The 17,742-nt window shown below is 67.0% G+C and carries 11 protein-coding genes; 6 read left to right on the top strand and 5 right to left on the bottom strand.

Going from position 1 to position 17,742, the window contains the following annotated elements:
* The first annotated feature begins 16 nt into the window (after nucleotides 1–16).
* Nucleotides 17–682 (top strand): DUF4198 domain-containing protein, encoded by a 666-nt coding sequence (locus LQ952_RS02665; protein ID WP_238621117.1) that lies wholly within the window; start codon nucleotides 17–19, stop codon nucleotides 680–682.
* Between the two features lie 52 nt (nucleotides 683–734).
* Here LQ952_RS02665 and LQ952_RS02660 read toward each other — a convergent pair whose 3' ends face one another.
* Entirely contained in the window at nucleotides 735–1,475 is a 741-nt protein-coding gene (locus LQ952_RS02660) for a response regulator (RefSeq protein ID WP_238621116.1), read from the bottom strand.
* A 236-nt stretch (nucleotides 1,476–1,711) separates the two neighbouring features.
* Between LQ952_RS02660 and LQ952_RS02655 the strand changes: the two genes are divergently transcribed.
* The 5 genes from LQ952_RS02655 to LQ952_RS02635 all read left to right on the top strand — a co-directional run bounded on the left by LQ952_RS02655 (nucleotide 1,712) and on the right by LQ952_RS02635 (nucleotide 11,408).
* On the top strand, nucleotides 1,712–3,967 hold the full coding sequence (locus LQ952_RS02655; protein ID WP_238621115.1) for a TonB-dependent receptor domain-containing protein: 2,256 nt from the start codon (nucleotides 1,712–1,714) through the stop codon (nucleotides 3,965–3,967).
* A gap of 193 nt (nucleotides 3,968–4,160) precedes the next feature.
* Entirely contained in the window at nucleotides 4,161–6,647 is a 2,487-nt protein-coding gene (locus tag LQ952_RS02650) for a PepSY domain-containing protein (protein WP_238621114.1), read from the top strand.
* A gap of 65 nt (nucleotides 6,648–6,712) precedes the next feature.
* Nucleotides 6,713–8,035, top strand: coding sequence for an efflux RND transporter periplasmic adaptor subunit (locus LQ952_RS02645; RefSeq protein WP_238621113.1), 1,323 nt, complete (start codon nucleotides 6,713–6,715; stop codon nucleotides 8,033–8,035).
* A complete protein-coding gene (locus LQ952_RS02640) occupies nucleotides 8,035–9,969 on the top strand; it encodes a MacB family efflux pump subunit (RefSeq protein ID WP_238621112.1) in 1,935 nt (644 codons plus the stop codon). Before LQ952_RS02645 ends, LQ952_RS02640 begins: the two co-directional genes overlap by 1 nt.
* Before the next feature lie 5 nt (nucleotides 9,970–9,974).
* The gene (locus tag LQ952_RS02635) at nucleotides 9,975–11,408 is read left to right on the top strand and encodes an efflux transporter outer membrane subunit (protein ID WP_238621111.1); all 1,434 of its coding nucleotides are present in this window, start codon (nucleotides 9,975–9,977) and stop codon (nucleotides 11,406–11,408) included.
* A 12-nt stretch (nucleotides 11,409–11,420) separates the two neighbouring features.
* On the opposite strand, the gene LQ952_RS02630 is transcribed toward LQ952_RS02635, so the two are convergent.
* The 4 genes from LQ952_RS02630 to LQ952_RS02615 are packed head-to-tail and all read right to left on the bottom strand — an operon-like array spanning nucleotide 11,421 to nucleotide 17,645.
* Entirely contained in the window at nucleotides 11,421–11,768 is a 348-nt protein-coding gene (locus tag LQ952_RS02630) for a copper-binding protein (protein ID WP_238621110.1), read from the bottom strand.
* Between the two features lie 32 nt (nucleotides 11,769–11,800).
* Complete coding sequence (locus LQ952_RS02625; protein ID WP_238621109.1) at nucleotides 11,801–14,938, bottom strand: efflux RND transporter permease subunit; 3,138 nt, start codon at nucleotides 14,936–14,938, stop codon at nucleotides 11,801–11,803.
* Nucleotides 14,935–16,395 (bottom strand): efflux RND transporter periplasmic adaptor subunit, encoded by a 1,461-nt coding sequence (locus LQ952_RS02620; RefSeq protein ID WP_238621108.1) that lies wholly within the window; start codon nucleotides 16,393–16,395, stop codon nucleotides 14,935–14,937. Before LQ952_RS02620 ends, LQ952_RS02625 begins: the two co-directional genes overlap by 4 nt.
* Entirely contained in the window at nucleotides 16,392–17,645 is a 1,254-nt protein-coding gene (locus LQ952_RS02615) for a TolC family protein (protein ID WP_238621107.1), read from the bottom strand. Before LQ952_RS02615 ends, LQ952_RS02620 begins: the two co-directional genes overlap by 4 nt.
* Between the last annotated feature and the right edge of the window lie 97 nt (nucleotides 17,646–17,742).

Here is a 17,742-nt window from a genome sequence, read left to right as displayed (position 1 = left end):
ACTGGAGATGAATATCATGCGTTTTACGATCATTGGTGTGTTACTGGGCATGATGCTGCTGGCCCCGGCCCATGCCCACTACGTCTGGGTGGAGCGGGAGGCAACCGGTGCCGCAAAGGTCTATTTCGGCTATTGGCACCGGGGCATTATCGAAGAGACCGGCGGTCGCCTGGACAACATCCAGGCTGCCATCGTACTGCCCGACAGCGTGAAGGTGCGTGCCGAGCGTCGCCCGGACCATATCCGACTTGCCACTACCCATCAGGGGGATCTGGCGGTGGTGGAACCCATTGTGCCCCGTGCCATGCGTCAGGCCACTTCGGTGACGCGAACCACCTTGCTGGCCAGGGCCGGACGCAGCGAGGTGAAGTCCCTGCTGGAACTGGATCTGGTCCCCGATGCGCCCGGCAGCAACCGCTTCACCCTGTTGTTCCGTGGCGAGCCGCTGGCCCGTACTCGCGTCACCGTCTATGGACCGCCCCGCTGGGAGAAGTCCCTGGCCACGGATGAGGATGGGCGCGTCGAACTGGAAACCCCCTGGGCCGGCCAGTACCTGGTGGGCGTGAATCATGCGGTGGAAGAGGGCGGTGAAGTGGCCGGCGTCAGCTTCGATGCCTCCCGCTACAACCTGGTGCTGAGTTTCTCGGTGGATGAGGGTATCCGCTGGTCCGAGGCGGACTGACGCCGCCCTGATCGCGGTCGGGTAATGCCCCTGCCATGGACGGCGGCGGGCATCAGCCGGCTTGCGGGGGCTTGAAGCGGTAGCCGACACCATAGACCGCCTGGATCAGGCGATGTCCCGGCGCGGCGACCTGCAGTTTCCTGCGCAGGTTCTTGATGTGGCTGTCCACTGTGCGCGCCGTCACCACCCGGTGGTCATCGTAGAGACTGTCGAGCAGGCTTTCCCGGCTCAGGACGGTGTTCGGATGGCCATGGAGCTGTTGCAGCAGACGAAATTCCACGGGGGTGAGCGTGAGCTCCCGGCCGTTGAATACGGCCCGGTGACAGGTGGGTTCAAGATACAGTCCCCGGGTGTCTCCGGTACTCATCGTCGATGGTATCGACTCCTGTCCCGCCCGGCGCAGCAGGGCCCGGACCCGGGCCATGACCTCCCGGGGGCTAAACGGCTTGCAGACATAGTCATCCGCGCCCAGTTCAAAGCCCCTGAGCCGATCGGCTTCCTCGATCCGGGCGGTGAGCATGATGATGGGTACGGTGGATATCTGCCGGATCTCCCGGCACAGGCGCATCCCGTCCATGTCGGGCAGCATGATGTCCAGCAGGATCAGGTTGGGGGGGGCGGCACGAAGCCTGTCCATCACCGGCTGCCCGCTGTCCAGCAGGCTGACCGTGTAGTGGTCCCGATGCAGGTAATCCGAGAGCAGGCCGGCGATCTTGGGTTCGTCTTCCACCACCAGCACATGGGCGGTGGTCACGGGAGGAATGTTGGGGTGGGGGTCAGGGAAAGCAGGCATGCCGCGGGCAGGAGTCTCGTCAATTGTGGAGATTGTGTGAAGGTGCGCCGCCCGAGCCGCAGGAAGGGGGACGGTTGCTGATAATATTAATTGATATCGATTAGCATTCGCACCCTTATTTCTTCCTCCTGTTGCTGTCAGCCAGCCAGTCCTGTCCCTGACGCGGGATGTCTCCAGGTCAGGGCATGCAGCCTGCCAGAACAGTTCAACCCGCATGAAATGGGAGTTTTCACGTCATGGTTTCACCCGCTCGACCCTCGGCATCTTCATTTCCGACCCTTCGCCCCCGGATGCTCAGGACCGCCGTGGCCCTGGCCCTGGGGAGTATGGCCGGTTCCGTCCTGGCTTCGGAAACCCTCCAGCTGGACGAGATCACCGTCATCAGTGCCGCGGGTTTTGAGCAGGCGCTGCGGGATGCCCCCGCCAGCATCTCGGTGGTGACCCGGGAGGATCTGGAGCAGAAACGTTTTTCCAATCTGGCCGAGGCCCTGGCGGATGTGCCGGGGGTGGATGTGCGGGCGGGCGTGGGCAAGACCGGCGGACTGAACATCGGTATCCGCGGCCTGCCCAGTGAATACACCCTGATCCTGATCGATGGTCGCCGCCAGAACACCTCAGGCAATGTCACCCCCAATGGCTTCGGCGAGACCTCCACCAGCTTCCTGCCGCCGCTGTCGGCCATTGAGCGCATCGAGGTAATCCGTGGCCCCATGTCCACCCTGTATGGATCGGACGCCATGGGCGGGGTGATCAACATCATCACCCGCCCGGTCAGCCGACAGTGGGGGGGCAGCGTCACGGTGGAAAACACCTTCCAGGAAGATCGGAGTGCCGGCAACAGCTCCAGCATCAGCGTCTTCACCACCGGACCGCTGGTGGAAGACCGGCTGGGTCTGCAGGTCCGTGGGCGCTTGTTCGACCGGGATGCCTCGGACCGGTTGATCGAAAACAGTGCCGGGCGTGATCCCCGCCCGCCGGAGGCGCGGATCCACTCCCTGGGCGGTCGTCTGACCCTGACGCCTGTGGACGATCAGCAGGTCTGGCTGGATCTGGAACGTGCCCGTCAGACCTATTCCAACGAAAACTGTCGTCTGGGCACCCTGGATGGCACCAACCGCAATACCTGCGCCCCTCAACCCGGTACGGTCTGGGGTTATGAAGATGAGCTGCGCTTCAATCGGGACCAGGCCGTGCTGGGTTATCGCGGTCATTTCGAGGCCGGTACCCTGGAAGGCAGCGTGACCCGCATCACCACGGAGACCTTGGGGCGCACCCTGCCTGCGGGCAGTGCGCCGGACTATGGCTATGAGGCCGTGGGTGGCGAACCCCGGCTGTTGGAGAACCGCGACCTGGTGGTGGACGGCAAGTGGGTGATGCCCGCCGGGGATCACATGCTGACCCTGGGTGGACAGTATGTGGATTCCAGGCTGGAAGACGGCGCGGCAGGCAGCGAGGCCTTCGAGCAGAGCAATTGGTCGGTCTTCGTCGAGGACGAGTGGTGGCTCAGACATGATCTGGCCCTCACCCTGGGGGCCCGCTATGAAAATCATGACGCCTTCGACGCACACTTCAGTCCCCGCGCCTACCTGGTCTGGAAGACCGATGATCAGTGGACCCTGAAGGGCGGCGTCGGCCGGGGGTACAAGACCCCCACCCTGAACCAGCTCCATGACGGCATTACCGGTTTTACCAACCAGGGGCGGACCATCACCATCGGTTCTCCCCATCTCAAGCCGGAAAAGACCACCAACTATGAGCTGGGCGCGAGCTTTGACAATCGGGCCGGCCTGTCCGCGGATGCCACTCTCTTCCATACCCGCTTCACCGATCGGATTGCCGGCGGTGAAGGGATCCTCAACTGCCAGTATGTGGATGGGAACGGCAACCAGCCGCATGCCGGGACACCGGGCTGTCTGAGCATCGGCAACTTCACCGAGCAGGAAGATTTCTCCCAGTCGGTGAACATCGATCGCGCCATCTCCCAGGGGGTGGAACTGAGCGCCCGTTATCGCTTTGCACCGGCCTGGGAGATCAGTGGCGGCTATACCTACACGGACACCGAGATCCGTTCCGGTGACCAGAAGGGCCTGCTGCTGACCAACACGCCGGAGCACGCCCTGACCACCCGATTGCTGTGGGATGTCAGCGACCGGCTGTCAGCCCGCCTGGACGGGGAGCTCTATTCATCCAGGGAGCGGTTTAGCGGCGGGCTGCCCACCTCCGGTCAGAACCTTTCCCTGTATCAGCAACTGGGTAACAAGCTGGACAGCTACGCCGTGTTCAATCTGGGCGCCACCTATCGCATGTCCGATCGGGTACGTCTGACCGGCACCGTCTACAACCTGCTGGACAAGGACTTCGGCAAATCGGACACCTATGTCCACGACGGTCAGATCTACCACGCCTACCGGTACACCCAGACCGCTGCCGCCACCAGCGGGGTGTATCTGGACCGGCGGAGTCTGTGGCTGTCCGCCACCTACGACTTCTGATCCAAAGCGGATGCCGGCCCCCGATGGGAGTCAATCCCCGGGGGCCATCCCTGTGGGAGCGGCCCAAGACGGCGAAGGACCTTGCCTGAGGGCACCGACGGCGATCTTCGCCCGCAGGCCGGCGCCCACGGGACTCATGTATTCGGCCGTGTTTTCTTCGCCTTTCCTTCTCCATGCACAGGCACATTCTTCCATGCTACGCAAACTCTGGTTCCAGCTTCACTGGTTCATGGGCATCACGGTCGGTGTCGTGTTGATCATCCTGGGCGTGACCGGGGGAATGCTGACCTTCGAGCGGGAGATCATCCGCGCCATCAACAGTGATGTCCTGCGGGTGGAGCCCCCGGACACACAACGCCTGTCCCCGGAAGCCCTGCTGCGACAGGCCCAGCAGGCCCTGCCGGAACGGCAGATCAATGCCCTGAGCCTGTCTTCCGATCCCCGGGATGCGGCCACCGTGAACGTGGCCGGTGACGGGCCGCAGGCCCGCCGCGGGGTCAATCACTATTTCAATCCCTACACCGGGGAACTGATCGGCGCCGAACTCAAGGGACAGGCCTTTTTCCTCACCCTGCAGCGCCTGCATCGCTGGCTGCTGATGGGGGACGTGGGCAAGCAGATCACCGGGGCGGCCACCATCATGCTGATCATCCTGGTGCTGTCGGGCATCTACCTGCGCTGGCCCCGGTCCTGGAAGGCCCTGGCCGGCTGGTTCACCTTCAGTTTTCGCCGCTCGGGGCGCGGGTTCGTCTCCAGCATGCACGGGGTGGTGGGTACCTGGGTGCTGCCCCTCTACCTGCTGGCAGCCCTGACGGGGCTGTACTGGTCCTATGACTGGTACCGGGCGGGTCTGCATGAGCTCAGCGGTGTCCCCATGCCGGTGCGCCCGGGTCCGCCGCAGCCCGCCCAGGAGGGTAACGCCGAGGCCCGGGCCGGCGGTGCCCGGAGCGGGGAAGAGGCTCCCCGTGGCCGCATGGGCCGTGAGGCGTCTTCGCCCCGGGAGCCGGCGGCTGACCGCTTTGCACAGGTGAACGCCATCTGGCAGGCCTTCGAGCAGGCGGCACCTCTGGGCTATTCCACCGCCACCCTGCGTCTGCCCCAGCCAGGGGGGGAGTACCCGTTCATGTATTTCGACCCCCGGCCGGCCCATGATCGGGCCTGGAACCGCCTGACCCTGGCGGCCGGTACCGGCGACGTGCAAAGCCATGTCCGCTATGCGGACCGTCCCCTGAATGAAAAGCTCATGTCCAGCATGCTGCCGCTGCACAGCGGCTCGTTCTTCGGCATGCCCGGCCGCATCGCCATGATGGTGGCCAGTCTGATCATGCCCCTGTTCGCCATCACGGGACTGGTGCTGTATATCGATCGCCGTCGCAAGGCCGGTGTGGCCCGGTCGGCCCTGCTTCAGGCCGGTCTGAAGCCCGCGGGTGACAGCGGGGCCGGGGAGGGCGAGCGTATCCACGTGGTCTTCGCCAGCCAGACCGGCAACGCCGAGACCCAGGCCTGGAAGACGGCCGGTGCGTTCCAGGCCGCCGGTCTTGCCGTGACAGTCCACCCACTGGGCACCCTGACCCCGAATGACCTCAAGGATATGGGGCGCGTGCTGTTCATCGCCTCCACTTACGGGGAAGGTGAGTCCCCCGATCCGGCCCGTCCCTTTGCCCGCCTGATGGACCGGCAGCATCCGGATTTGAGCGCAATGGAATATGCCCTGCTGGCTCTGGGCGACCGGGGTTACTGCCACTTCTGCGCCTTCGGCCGCGCCCTGGATGAATGGCTGCGATCCTGCGACGCCATCGCCGTGGCCCCCCGGGTGGAGGTGGACAGTACCGAGCCCGCCGCCCTGGGCCAGTGGCAGGTATTGCTCCGTTCCCTGGGAGCTGCGGAAATGGACATGAATGGGGAAATGTCGCCACCGACTTCCTGGACCCTGACGGAGCGGCGGGAACTCAATCCCGGTTCCGTGGGCGGTTCCACTTTTCACCTGTCCTTCAGGCCGGACCCGGGGGCGGATGCACACTGGCAGGCCGGTGATCTGGTGGCGGTGCATGTCCCCGCCGCCGTCACCGGGGGACACGAAGTCACTCGCCTGTATTCCATCGCCTCCGTGCCCGCCGAAGGCTGTCTGAACCTGCTGGTGCGGCAGGTCCGTGGCGAGGACGGTCGACTGGGCCTGGGATCGGGCTATCTCACGGCCACGCTGGAGCCGGGGCAGTTGGTGTCCCTGCGCCTTCGTCCCAATCGCAATTTCCGTCTCGACCAGGAGACCCGTCCCTTGATCCTGATCGGCAACGGGACCGGCCTGGCCGCCTTGCGTGCCCACCTGGTGGCGCGGATCACCGCCGGGCAGCAAACCAACTGGCTGGTCTTCGGGGAGCGCCAGCGGGCCTATGATTTCTACTACGAGGACGAGATCCGAAGCTGGCAGGCCCAGGGTGGACTACCCATGCTATCCCTGGCCTTTTCCCGGGACGGGGAACAGCGGGAGTATGTCCAGCATCAGTTGCGGGACCATGCCGAGGACTTGATCCGTTGGGTGGACGAGGGGGCGGTGGTGCTGGTTTGCGGCAGTGCCCTGACCATGGCGCCGGCGGTGGATGAGGCCCTCCGGGAGATTCTGGGCGAAGAAAGGTTCGAAACCCTGTCAACGGATGCCCGCTATCGGCGTGATGTGTACTGAAGGGGGGATGCTTCCCCCCCCCCCCAGTCGATGACCCCGTCGCCATCCGGAGCCTGAACCGTCCCATGAATCCGCCCAACCGTTCCCAACGGCGTTGGCCGCGCCGCCGTGCCTTCATCCTGCTGATGGTTCTGCTCCTGCTGGCCGGTGGGGCCTATGGCGCCTGGAGCTGGCTCGGCGGTGGCAAGGATGAGGAAACCACCCGGCTGACCGCCAAGGTCAGCCGGGGTGACATTGAGAACCTGGTGACCGCCACCGGCACCCTGCAGCCCAGGAGTTATGTGGATGTGGGGGCGCAGATCTCCGGTCAGGTGATGGCCATCCATGTGGAGGTGGGCAGCCAGGTGGAGGAGGGGCAGTTGCTGGCGGAGATCGATCCCACGGTCTATCTGGCCCGGGTGGATGCCAGCCGCGCCCAGCTTCGTTACCAGCGTGCCCAGTTGCAGGACCGGGAGGCCCAGCTGGCCCTGGCCCGAATCACCCACACCCGGCAGCGCAACCTGTATGCGGAGGACGCCACCACTCTGGAGTCCCTGCAGACCGCCGAGGCCGGTCTGAAGTCGGCCCAGGCCCAGATCGAGATGCTCCAGGCCCAGATCGAGCAGACCGAATCCAGCCTGCGGGCCGACGAGGCCAATCTGGAGTACAGTCGGATCCTGGCGCCGATGGCCGGGACGGTGGTCTCCGTCACTGCCCGTCAGGGACAGACCCTCAATGCCAATCAGCAGGCCCCCATCATCCTGCGGATTGCGGAGCTGTCCACCATGACCGTGCAGACCGAGGTCTCGGAGGCGGATGTCTCCCGCCTGCAGCCCGGCATGGCGGTCTATTTCACCACCCTGGGCGGGGGGGATCGCCGCTGGCACGGCAGTCTGGAACGCATCGAACCCACGCCGACGGTCACCAACAACGTGGTGCTTTACAACGCCCTGTTCAATGTGCCCAATCCGCGCCACTTCCTCATGACCCAGATGACGGCGCAGGTCTTCTTCATCGAATCGGCGGCGCGGGACACCCTGCTGGTGCCCATGTCGGCGCTGACCCTGACCGGTCCGGCCGCGGGTCGCACGGGGCGTCCCGAAGGACGCGAGGGCCCCCCGGAGATGCGGGAGGCCCGTTCCGGGTCCGGGAACGAAGAACCCCCCGTCGTCCGGGCGCGTCGCGGTCTGGTCACGGTGCTCAAGGACGATGGACGCATTGAGGAACGGGTGGTCGAGATCGGGGTCAGCAACCGGGTGCAGGCCCAGGTGCTGTCCGGCCTTGAGGAGGACGAGACGGTGGTGCTGGCCGGTCGCGCACCCATGGCCTCGTCCACGACTACCCGTCAGGCCGGCAGTGACCGCATCCCCGGGTTGGGTCCCACCGGTATGGGGCCGGGGCTGCGCTGATGACGACCGCCGGCATGCACCCGCTCATCCGGCTCTCCGGCGTCACCCGCTGCTTCGTCAACGGGGATCTGGAGGTGCCGGTACTCCATGGCATCGACCTGGAGATCCAGGCCGGGGAATTCGTGGCCATCGTCGGCGCCTCCGGTTCCGGCAAGTCCACCCTCATGAACATCATCGGTTGCCTGGACCGGCCTTCCGGGGGGCATTACCACTTCATGGGAGAGGACGTCTCCGGGCTGGGCCCGGATGATCTGGCGGCCCTGCGCCGGGAGGCCTTCGGCTTCGTGTTCCAGAGCTACCACCTGATCCAGGGGCTGTCCGCACGGGAGAACGTGGAGGTGCCCGCCCTGTATGCGGGCATGGCACCCGTGACGCGCCATGAGCGTGCCGAATCCCTGCTCACCCGACTGGGGCTGGGGGAGCGTCTGGAGCACCGTCCCGCCCAGTTGTCCGGCGGTCAGCAGCAGCGGGTGTCCATTGCCCGGGCGCTGATGAACGGGGGCCGCATCATCCTTGCCGACGAACCCACCGGGGCCCTGGACAGTCGCAGCGGCAAGGAAGTGATGGCATTGCTCAAGGACCTGTCGGCCCAGGGCCATACCATCATCCTCATCACCCATGAGGCGGAAGTGGCCGCCTATGCGGACCGGGTGATCGAGGTGCGTGATGGCAGGGTGCTGTCCGATACCGGCACACGGCGGGTGGCCGAGGTACTGCCGGAGCCCGCCGACAATGGGCACGAATCTCTTCCGGGAGAGGTGTTTGAGGCCACCCGTACCGCCTTCAGGGCCCTGAGTGCCAACCTGTTCCGTTCCATCCTCACCCTGCTGGGCATCGTCATCGGCGTGGCCTCGGTGATTTCCATGCTGGCCATCGGCGACGGGGCAAGGCAGGTGGTGGTGGACCGCATCAGTGCCATGGGCACCAACCTGCTGCTGGTGCGCCCCTGGGCGCCGAACATGCGCGGCTTCGGCATCACCACCCTGGTCCACGAGGACGTGGTGGCCATCAACGAGCTGGATAACATCATTGCCGCGGTGCCGGAACTGACGGGCAACGTGACCTTGCGATACGCCGGCAGGGATCAGTCCACCTCGGTGACTGCCACCTCCGCCAGCTTCGTCGCGGCCCGCAACTGGCCGGTGGCCCACGGGGTCTTCTTCGACGAGATGGATGAGCAGAGCTATGCCACCGTGGCGGTGCTGGGCGATACCGTGGCCCGGGCGCTGTTTCCCGGAGAGGACCCCTTGGGCCGGTTCGTGATGGTGAACAACATCCTGTTCCAGGTGATCGGCGTGATGTCGCCACGGGGCGCCTCGCCCATGGGCCAGGATCAGGATGATGTGGTGTTCATGCCCTTTCATACCGGGAGCCTGCGGGTGTTCGGCCAGCGCAACTTGCGTAACGTGACCGTGGCGGTGGAGGATGTCTCCCGCATCGACGAGACCCAGGCGGCGGTGCATGCCCTGCTGCTGCAGCGCCATGGAGTGGAAGACTTCCAGATCCGCAACATGGCCTCTCTGTTGGACAGCGCCAGCGAAACCCAGAACACCCTCACTCTCTTGCTGGCCTCCATTGCCGCCATCTCCCTGCTGGTGGGCGGGATCGGGGTGATGAACATCATGTTGGTGAGCGTCACCGAGCGGACCCGGGAGATCGGCATCCGCATGGCCACGGGGGCGCGCATGCGCAACATCCAGCAGCAATTCCTGATCGAGGCGGTGACGGTTTCCGCCCTGGGCGGGGCCATCGGGGTGGTGATCGGGCTGGGTGTGGCGGCCCTGATCGGACATCTGGGCACGCCCATCCAATACAGTCCGACACCGGTGGCGCTGGCCTTCGGCTGTGCCTTTGCCACCGGTCTGGTGTTCGGTTACCTGCCCGCCCGCAAGGCCGCCCGGCTGGACCCGGTGGTGGCCCTGGCCTCGGAGTGAACTTCATGACGGTCAATACCGATAAACGTTTTGCCGCGGGCGCGATGGTGGTGGTCGGGCTGTTTCTGGGCGGATGCGCCGGCACGGCGCCGCTGACGGGGCCGGTTCTGGACATGCCCGAGGTCTACGGCCGCGATGCCCCGGAGGCGGCTCAGGTCCAGCCCGGCTGGTGGCGGACCTTTGAGTCTCCGTTGCTGGAATCCCTGGTGCTGGAGGCCCTGGAATACAGTCCCGACCTGGCCATTGCCCGGGAACGGGTGGTGCAGGCGGAACTGCAACTGCGCAGCACCGGTGCCTCCCTGTTCCCGTCGGTGGATCTGTCCGGCGGCAGCACCTTCCGCGAGACGCGGGCGGATGAGGGCGATACCGCCACCAGCCGTTCCAGCAGTCTGTCCCTGGGGGTGGGTTACGAGGTGGACCTGTGGGGTCGGCTGAGTGCCGGCGTGAACGCCGCCCAGGCCGGTCTACAGGCCACCCGCCATGACCAGGAAGCCGTGCGCCTGAGCCTGGTGGCGGGGGTGGCCAGTGGCTATTTCCAGTGGCTGTCCCTGAACGAGCGGCTGCGTATCGGCCGCCGGAACCTGGAAACCGCCGAGCGCCTGCTGGACATCGTGGAATCCCGTCATCGCCATGGGGTGGCCACGGCCCTGGACGTGAGCCGCCAGCGCACCGCGGTGCTCAGCCAGCAGGCAGCCCTGGTGCCTCTGGAGGTGCAGGCACGGCAGGCCCTGGCGGCCCTGGCGGTACTCAGTGGTCGGGCACCCCAGGGTTTCGAGATGGAACCCGAGTCCATCCAGGGACTGGCGGTCCCCGAGGTGGGGCCGGGGCTGCCCTCGGAACTGCTGGTCCGGCGCCCGGATATCGCTGCCGCGGAGGCGCAGCTACTGGCCAACGACGCCAACCTGCAGGTCGCCCGGGCGGCTTTGCTGCCCAGCATCCGCCTCACCGGTTCCGGTGGTCTGGCCAGTACGGCGCTGTTTTCCCTCGCCGATCCCACCCAGAGCCTGAGCCTGGGGGCCAGCCTCGCCCAGGTGGTGTTCGACGGCGGCCGTTTGCGGACCCAGGTGGGCACTGCCGAGTCCCGGCGCCGGGAGGGGCTGGAGAGCTACCGCCGCACCGTGCTCACCGCCCTCAAGGAAGTGGAGGACGCCCTGGGAGATGTGGCCCGTCATGGGGAACAGGAACGGGTGCAGGAGGCCACCATTCAGGAGGCCGAGCGCAGCCTGAGGCTGGCGGAGTTGCGCTACCGGGAAGGGGCGGGGGATTTCACCAGCGTGCTGGATGCTCAGCGCACCCTGTTCCAGGCCCAGGAGCAGGCGGTCCAGCTGCGTCTGTCCCGCCTGGTGGCCGCCGTGGATCTGTACAAGGCCCTGGGCGGGGGCTGGCAGCGGGAGGCGGCGCCGGACATGCCTTCCGACATGCCCGGCCCGGCCACCTGAGCCTCGGTACCGTTAATCCAGGGCCTTCAGCTCGATGATTTCATAGTCCGTCGGCCCCACCTGCTCCAGGGTGAAGCGAATGCGATCACCGGCCGCCACGCCGTCTGCCAGCGCGGTATCCCGCAGACGCAGGTCCATGGTCATGGGCGGCCAGCGCAGGGCCGGGATGGGGCCGTGGCTCAGGGTGACCGTGCCCGCGTCCCGGTCGATGGCCTCCAGCACCCCTTCCGCCTGGGCGGTCAGGGCGGCGTGGCCGGTATGGCCATGATGGTGGTGGTTGTCGGCGGCCGACAGCACCGGGACCGACAGGCCCAGGGCACAGGTCAGGATGAGGGTGGATACGGGACGTGCGTGGGACATGATGGAACTCCTTCTTGGTTTCATGCAATGGTTCATGGATGGACGTCATGGGTCCGCCCCCTTGCCGGGGCGGGGTTGTCGGGCAGAGGCCCGCGTTGCCACAGCCAGTACAGCACCGGGATCAGCAGCAAGGAGACCAGGGGGGCGGTGATCATGCCGCCGATCACCGGGGCGGCGATGCGCTGCATGGCCTCGGAGCCGGGGCCGCTGTCCAGGAGCAGGGGGGAGAGCCCCAGCACCACCGTCAGCGAGGTCATGGCCTTGGGGCGTACCCGCATCACCGCCCCGGCGATGATGGCCTCCTCCAGGGCCTGCCGGTCGGTGGGCCGTTGCCGGGCCACGGCATTGCGGATGTACATGAGCATCACCACCGCAAACTCCGCCGCCAACCCCATCAGCAGGATGAAACCCGCCGCCACCGCCACCGACAGGTCGTGGCCCAGCCAGTACACCAGCCAGATCCCCCCCACCGCGGCGAAGGGCAGGGCCCCCATCAGCATCAGCGCCTCCGGGCCGCTGCGAAAGCACAGGTACAGGAGCAGGAAGATCAGCACCAGGGTCACCGGGATCAGGTAACCCAGGCGCTCCCGGGCCCGTTCCATGTGCTCGTACTGGCCAGACCAGGCGATGGCATAGCCGGGGGGCAGCGTCACCTGTTCGGCCACCAGCCGGCGGGCCTCGGCCACGTAGGAACCCAGATCCCGATCGCGGATGTCCACCACCACCCAGCCGTTGAGACGGGCGTTTTCGGTGCGGATCATGGCCGGGCCGTCCACGATGCGGATGGTGGCCAGACTGCCCAGGGGCACGTGGGCACCGGCAAGGGTGATCACGGGCAGCGCCTCCAGGGCCTCGGGGCTGTCCCGCCAGTCCTGGGGATAGCGCAGGTTCACCGGGTAGCGTTCCCGGCCTTCCACGGTCTCGGTGACCCCCATGCCGCCCACCGCCGTCTGCACCAGGGACTGCAGTTCGGCCACGCTCACCCCATGGCGCGCCGCCCGCTCCCGATGGATCTCCACCTCCACGTAGCGGCCGGTGGCGGCCCGGTCGGCGAAGGCCGAGGCGGTGCCGGGCACCTGGGCGAGTACCGCCTCGATCTCCCGGCCGAGGCGTTCGATCCCGGCCAGGTCCGGACCGGAGATCTTCACCCCCACCGGGGAGCGGATGCCGGTGGAGAGCATGTCGATGCGGGTCTTGATGGGAGGCACCCAGACGTTGGCCACGCCGGGAAACTGCACTGCCGCGTCCAGTTCCCGGATGATGTCCGCCTTGGTCATGCCTTCCCGCCACTCATCCCGGGGCTTGAAACGGATCACCGTCTCCAGCATGCCGATGGGGGCCGGGTCGGTGGCGGTATCCGCCCGGCCCGCCTTGCCGAATACCTGCTCCACCTCGGGCACCGAGGCGATCAGCCGGTCGGTCTGCTGCAGGAACTCCCGCACCTTGTCCAGGGAGACCCCGGGGTTCAGGGACGGCATATACATCAGGTCACCCTCGTCCAGTTCGGGCATGAACTCGCTGCCCAACCGGGTGCCGGGCCACAACATGGTGAGGGCCAGCAGCAGGGCCGCCGCCACGGTGGCCCAGGGGTGGCGCAGCAGCAACCGCAGCAGGGGTTGATAGAGGGCGATCAGCAGCCGGCTCAAGGGGTGCCCGGCCTCGGGCCGGATGCGCCCCCGTACCAAGTAGCCCATCAGTACCGGCACCAGGGTGATGCCCAGCCCGGCGGCGGCCGCCATGGCATAGGTGCCGGTGAAGGCCAGGGGCTTGAACATGCGGCCCTCCTGCCCTTCCAGCACGAACAGGGGCAGGAAACTCACGGTAATGATGAGCAGGGCGAAGAACAGGGGGCGGCCGGTCTCCTTGGCCGCCTCGGCCACCAGGGCCCAGCGGTCCTCCTCGGGACGGGCCCGCTCCAGGCGCTTGTGCAGGTTCTCCACCATGACGATGGCCGCGTCCACCATGGCGCCGATGGTCACGGCGATGCCCCCCAGGGACATGATGTTGGCGTTGATGCCCTGCTGTTGCATGATCATCAGGGCCGCCAGGATGCCGATGGGCAGGCTGACGATGGCCACCAGGGCCGAACGCAGATGCAGCAGGAACACCAGAGACACGGCGGCGATGATCAGGAACTCCTGCCACAGTTTGCTGGACAGGTTGTGTACCGATTCCCGGATCAGGGTGGAGCGGTCATAGGTCTCGACGATCTCCACACCGGGCGGCAGGCTGGGGCGCAGGGCGTCCAGGCGCTGTTTCACCCGTTCGATGGTGGCCAGGGCGTTTTCGCCGTGGCGCATCACCACCAGGGCCCCCACCACTTCACCTTCTCCATCCAGGTCCGCCAGGCCGCGCCGGGCCTCGGGACCCAGGCGGATCTCGGCCACGTCCTCCAGCAGCAGCGGGGTGCCGTCGGCGGTCCGGCCCACGGGGATGTGGGCCAGATCCGCCGCGCCGGTGAGATAACCCCGGGTCCGCACCATGTATTCGGCCTCGGCCATCTGCAGCACCGAGCCGCCCCCCTCCCGGTTACCCGCCTGGATGGCGCTGCGGACCTGCTCCAGGGTGAGGTCGAAGGCCCGGGCCCGGTTCGGGTCCAGCACCACCTGGTACTGCTTGACCATGCCCCCCAGGGTGGCCACCTCGGCCACGCCGGGCACCGACTGCAGTTCGTATTTGAGGAACCAGTCCTGCAGGCTGCGCAGGTCCGCCAGGTCATGGGTGCCGCTCCGATCCACCAGGGCGTACTGGTAGACCCAGCCCACCCCGGTGGCGTCCGGCCCCAGGGCCGGACGGGCCCCGTCCGGCAGATCCGGGGCGACCTGGCTCAGGTATTCCAGCACCCGGGACCGGGCCCAGTAGGGATCGGTGCCGTCCTCGAAGATCACGTAGACGTAGGAATCCCCGAACATGGAAAACCCTCGCACGTCCCGGGCGCCGGGCACCGCCAGCATGGCGGTGGACAGGGGGTAGGTCACCTGGTCCTCGACGATCTGGGGGGCCTGGCCCGGATAGCCGGTATGGACGATCACCTGCACGTCCGATAAATCCGGGATGGCGTCCAGGGGCATGTCCCGCAGTGAGAACAGGCCCCAGGTGATGAAGATCGCCGTCAGCAGCAGGACCAGCAGGCGGTTGTCCAGGGAGGCCTGGATGATGCGGTCGATCATGGTGCATCTCCCGGACGGGGGGCCACGTGGGTCAGTTCATAGACGTATTCCTCCCGTTCCCGGATGCGAATATGCACGGCATCGCCGGGGGACAGTCCTTCCAGACTGACCCCGTCCGCCACCTCGAAGTCCATGGTCATGGCGGGCCAGCCCAGGACGGGAATGGGCTCGTGGTACAGGTTCACCCGGCGCGCTTCCCGGTCCACCCGGTTGATGCGGCCTTCGGCGGGGACGCTGTCGTCGTGGGTGTCGCCGCCGTCTTCAGGCGTCTCCAGGCGGGCCAGGGCCACGCTCACGGCGGCCTCCGAGTCGATGAGGAACTGGCCTGAGACCACCACCTTGTCCCCCGCTTCGATACCCGCCAGGATCTCCAGCCGATCCCCGGCGCGTCGCCCCAACGCCACTTGCCTGACCTGAAAGCGGCCTTCTTCCAGGGCGAGCACGACGCGATTCTCGTGGCCGGTGCGGATCACCGCCTCCACCGGGACATGGACCACCTCGCCGGTGGGGATGGCCGCGAGACGGGCCTCAACCCAGGCGCCGGGCCTGAGGATGCCGTCCGGATTATCCAGTCCCAGGCGGGCGCGCACCGTGCGGGTGGGCTGGGTCAGGGTGGGATAAAGGTAGTCCAGGCGGCCTTCCAGAACCTCGTCCGGATGGGCGGGTAGTCGCAGGGTGACATGGCTTCCCGGGGAGACGGCCGCGGCCTGTTGTTCGAACAGGTCCAGCATGACCCAGACCCGGGACAGGTCGCTGATCCGCATCACCTCGGTGCCCGGGGTGACGAACATCCCTTCGGCGACATTCAGGGCGGTGACGATGCCGTCCCGTGGGGCCGTGACCGGCACCCGTGTCAATGCCTGTCCCCGGGATTCCACCTCACGGATGGTGTCCCGGCTCAGCCCCAGGGCCCGCAGCCGTTCCCGGGCCGGTTCCGCCGGGCCGCCCCGGCGCAGGATCTGCAGCAGTTCTTCCTGGGCGTTCACCAGCAGGGGGGAATAGATCCGGAACAGTATCTGACCGGCCCGCACCGCCTCGCCGGTGGTGCGCACCCGCAGATCCTCGATCCAGCCCTCGGTGCGCAGGTGGACGTGGGCCAGACCGGCTTCATCCTCGGTCACGAAGCCGACGGTGCGGATCTCCCGAGTCAGTTCGCCCCGTTCTGCGGCGGCGGTGCGCACCCCCATGTTTTGTATCACCCGAGGGCTGATGCGTACGCCGCCCTCATCTGCAGGGTCCGTGTCTCCGGCGTAGATGGGAATGAAGTCCATGCCCATCTCGTCCTTGCGGGGTTCGTCCGAACGAATGGCAGGGTTGTGCGGGTGGCGGTAGTAGAGCACGGTCCGGCCGCCACCGTCTTCGGCCCGGGAGGCGGTCTCTCCATGGTGCCAGAGGATGGCGCCGGCACCCAGGGTGATGCCCAGGGACAGGCTCAGCAGCAGGGGCATGATTTTCATGACGGGTCCTCCCCCAGCAGGGACAGCAGACGGGCCTGGGCGATCCACCGGTCCCGGGTGACGTCGGCGGTGGTGATCTGCAACGCCAGGTGGTTGATGCGGGCGCGCACCAGGCCGGGCAGGTCCCCGGTGCCGGCAGCGTAGGCTTCTTCGGCGGCTCGAATGGACGCCTCGGCCAGGGGCAGCAGGCGCTGCCGGTAGCGCCGCTCCCGTTCAGTCAGTTGCTGCCAGGTGGCGTGATCGGTCGTGAGAGACTGCCGCAGTTCGCGGTGTTGGGCCTCCCGGTCGTGCCCGGCGGCGGCCGCCTCCCGCAGGCTGGCGGCCACATCCCGGTCCTGGCGATTGCGGGTGAACAGGGGGAGATCCAGCATCACCATGGCCGAGAGCCGGTCCGCGTCGTTCATGCCTGAGCGGGTCGAGGTACCGTAGGTGAGTTCCACCGACCATTCCGGTCGATAGCCCTGTCTGGCCAGGGCTACGCCCCGTTGCTGCTCGGTGACCATCAGGTCCTGGGCACGCAGCAGGGGGTGTTGATCAATGTCGTCGGTCAGGTTCGGGGTCGGCAGTTCGGGCAGACTGTCCGGAAGCGGACGGCGAGCGGCCTCCGCGCCGATCCATCGGGCCAGGCGGGCCTGTGCCCCGGTGGCGTCGGCCCGGTTGGCGTCAAGGCGGTCTGCCAGGTTTTCCAGCGCCAGTTCGGTCTCCAGGAGCGTCTGGTGTATGCCCCGTCCGGCGGCAAACTCCCGTTCGGTGACTTCCAGCAGTTCGCGCAACTGATCCCGGCTGGCCTCCAGCAGACTCAGGAGCCGACGCTGGTAATGCAGTTCCACATAGGCCTGGCGGACCTGGGCGCGGGTTTCCCGCATGGCCGCCTCCGCCCGGGCGTGGAAAGTCATGGCGCGCAGCCATTCCCGTTCACGACGCAGCGCCCGGCTGTCCCCCCGGGGGAAGGTCTGGCGCAGGCCCAGCCGGAGTTGGGTCATGTCATCGCCTTCCAGTTGCAGACGCTCTGCGGGCAGATCCATCCATTCGATGATCAGCATGGGATCCGGCAGGGCACCGGCGCTGACCGCGGATTCCGCCCGTGCCGCCGCCTGTTCCCGGTAGCGGGCGGTCAGGGGGTCCTGATCCAGGGCCAGGGTTTCGGCCTCGGCCGGACTCAATGGCAGGGGTGGAGGGGCCGCCGGGAGTGCCCCCGGCAGCAGAAGCAGCAGCAGGCCGGGCAGCCTGCCGGGGTTCTGGGATGGCATGAATTGACGTCCTCGCCTTGGGGTCGCGCGGGACCCCGTTGCATCGGGTCGACCCGGCGACGTTCAGACGCGTGGCAGAACCCGTATGGGCCGGCTG

It is taken from the genome of Ectothiorhodospira lacustris, assembly GCF_022227785.1.
GTDB lineage: Bacteria > Pseudomonadota > Gammaproteobacteria > Ectothiorhodospirales > Ectothiorhodospiraceae > Ectothiorhodospira > Ectothiorhodospira lacustris.
This window is presented reverse-complemented; position numbering and strand designations above follow the sequence as displayed.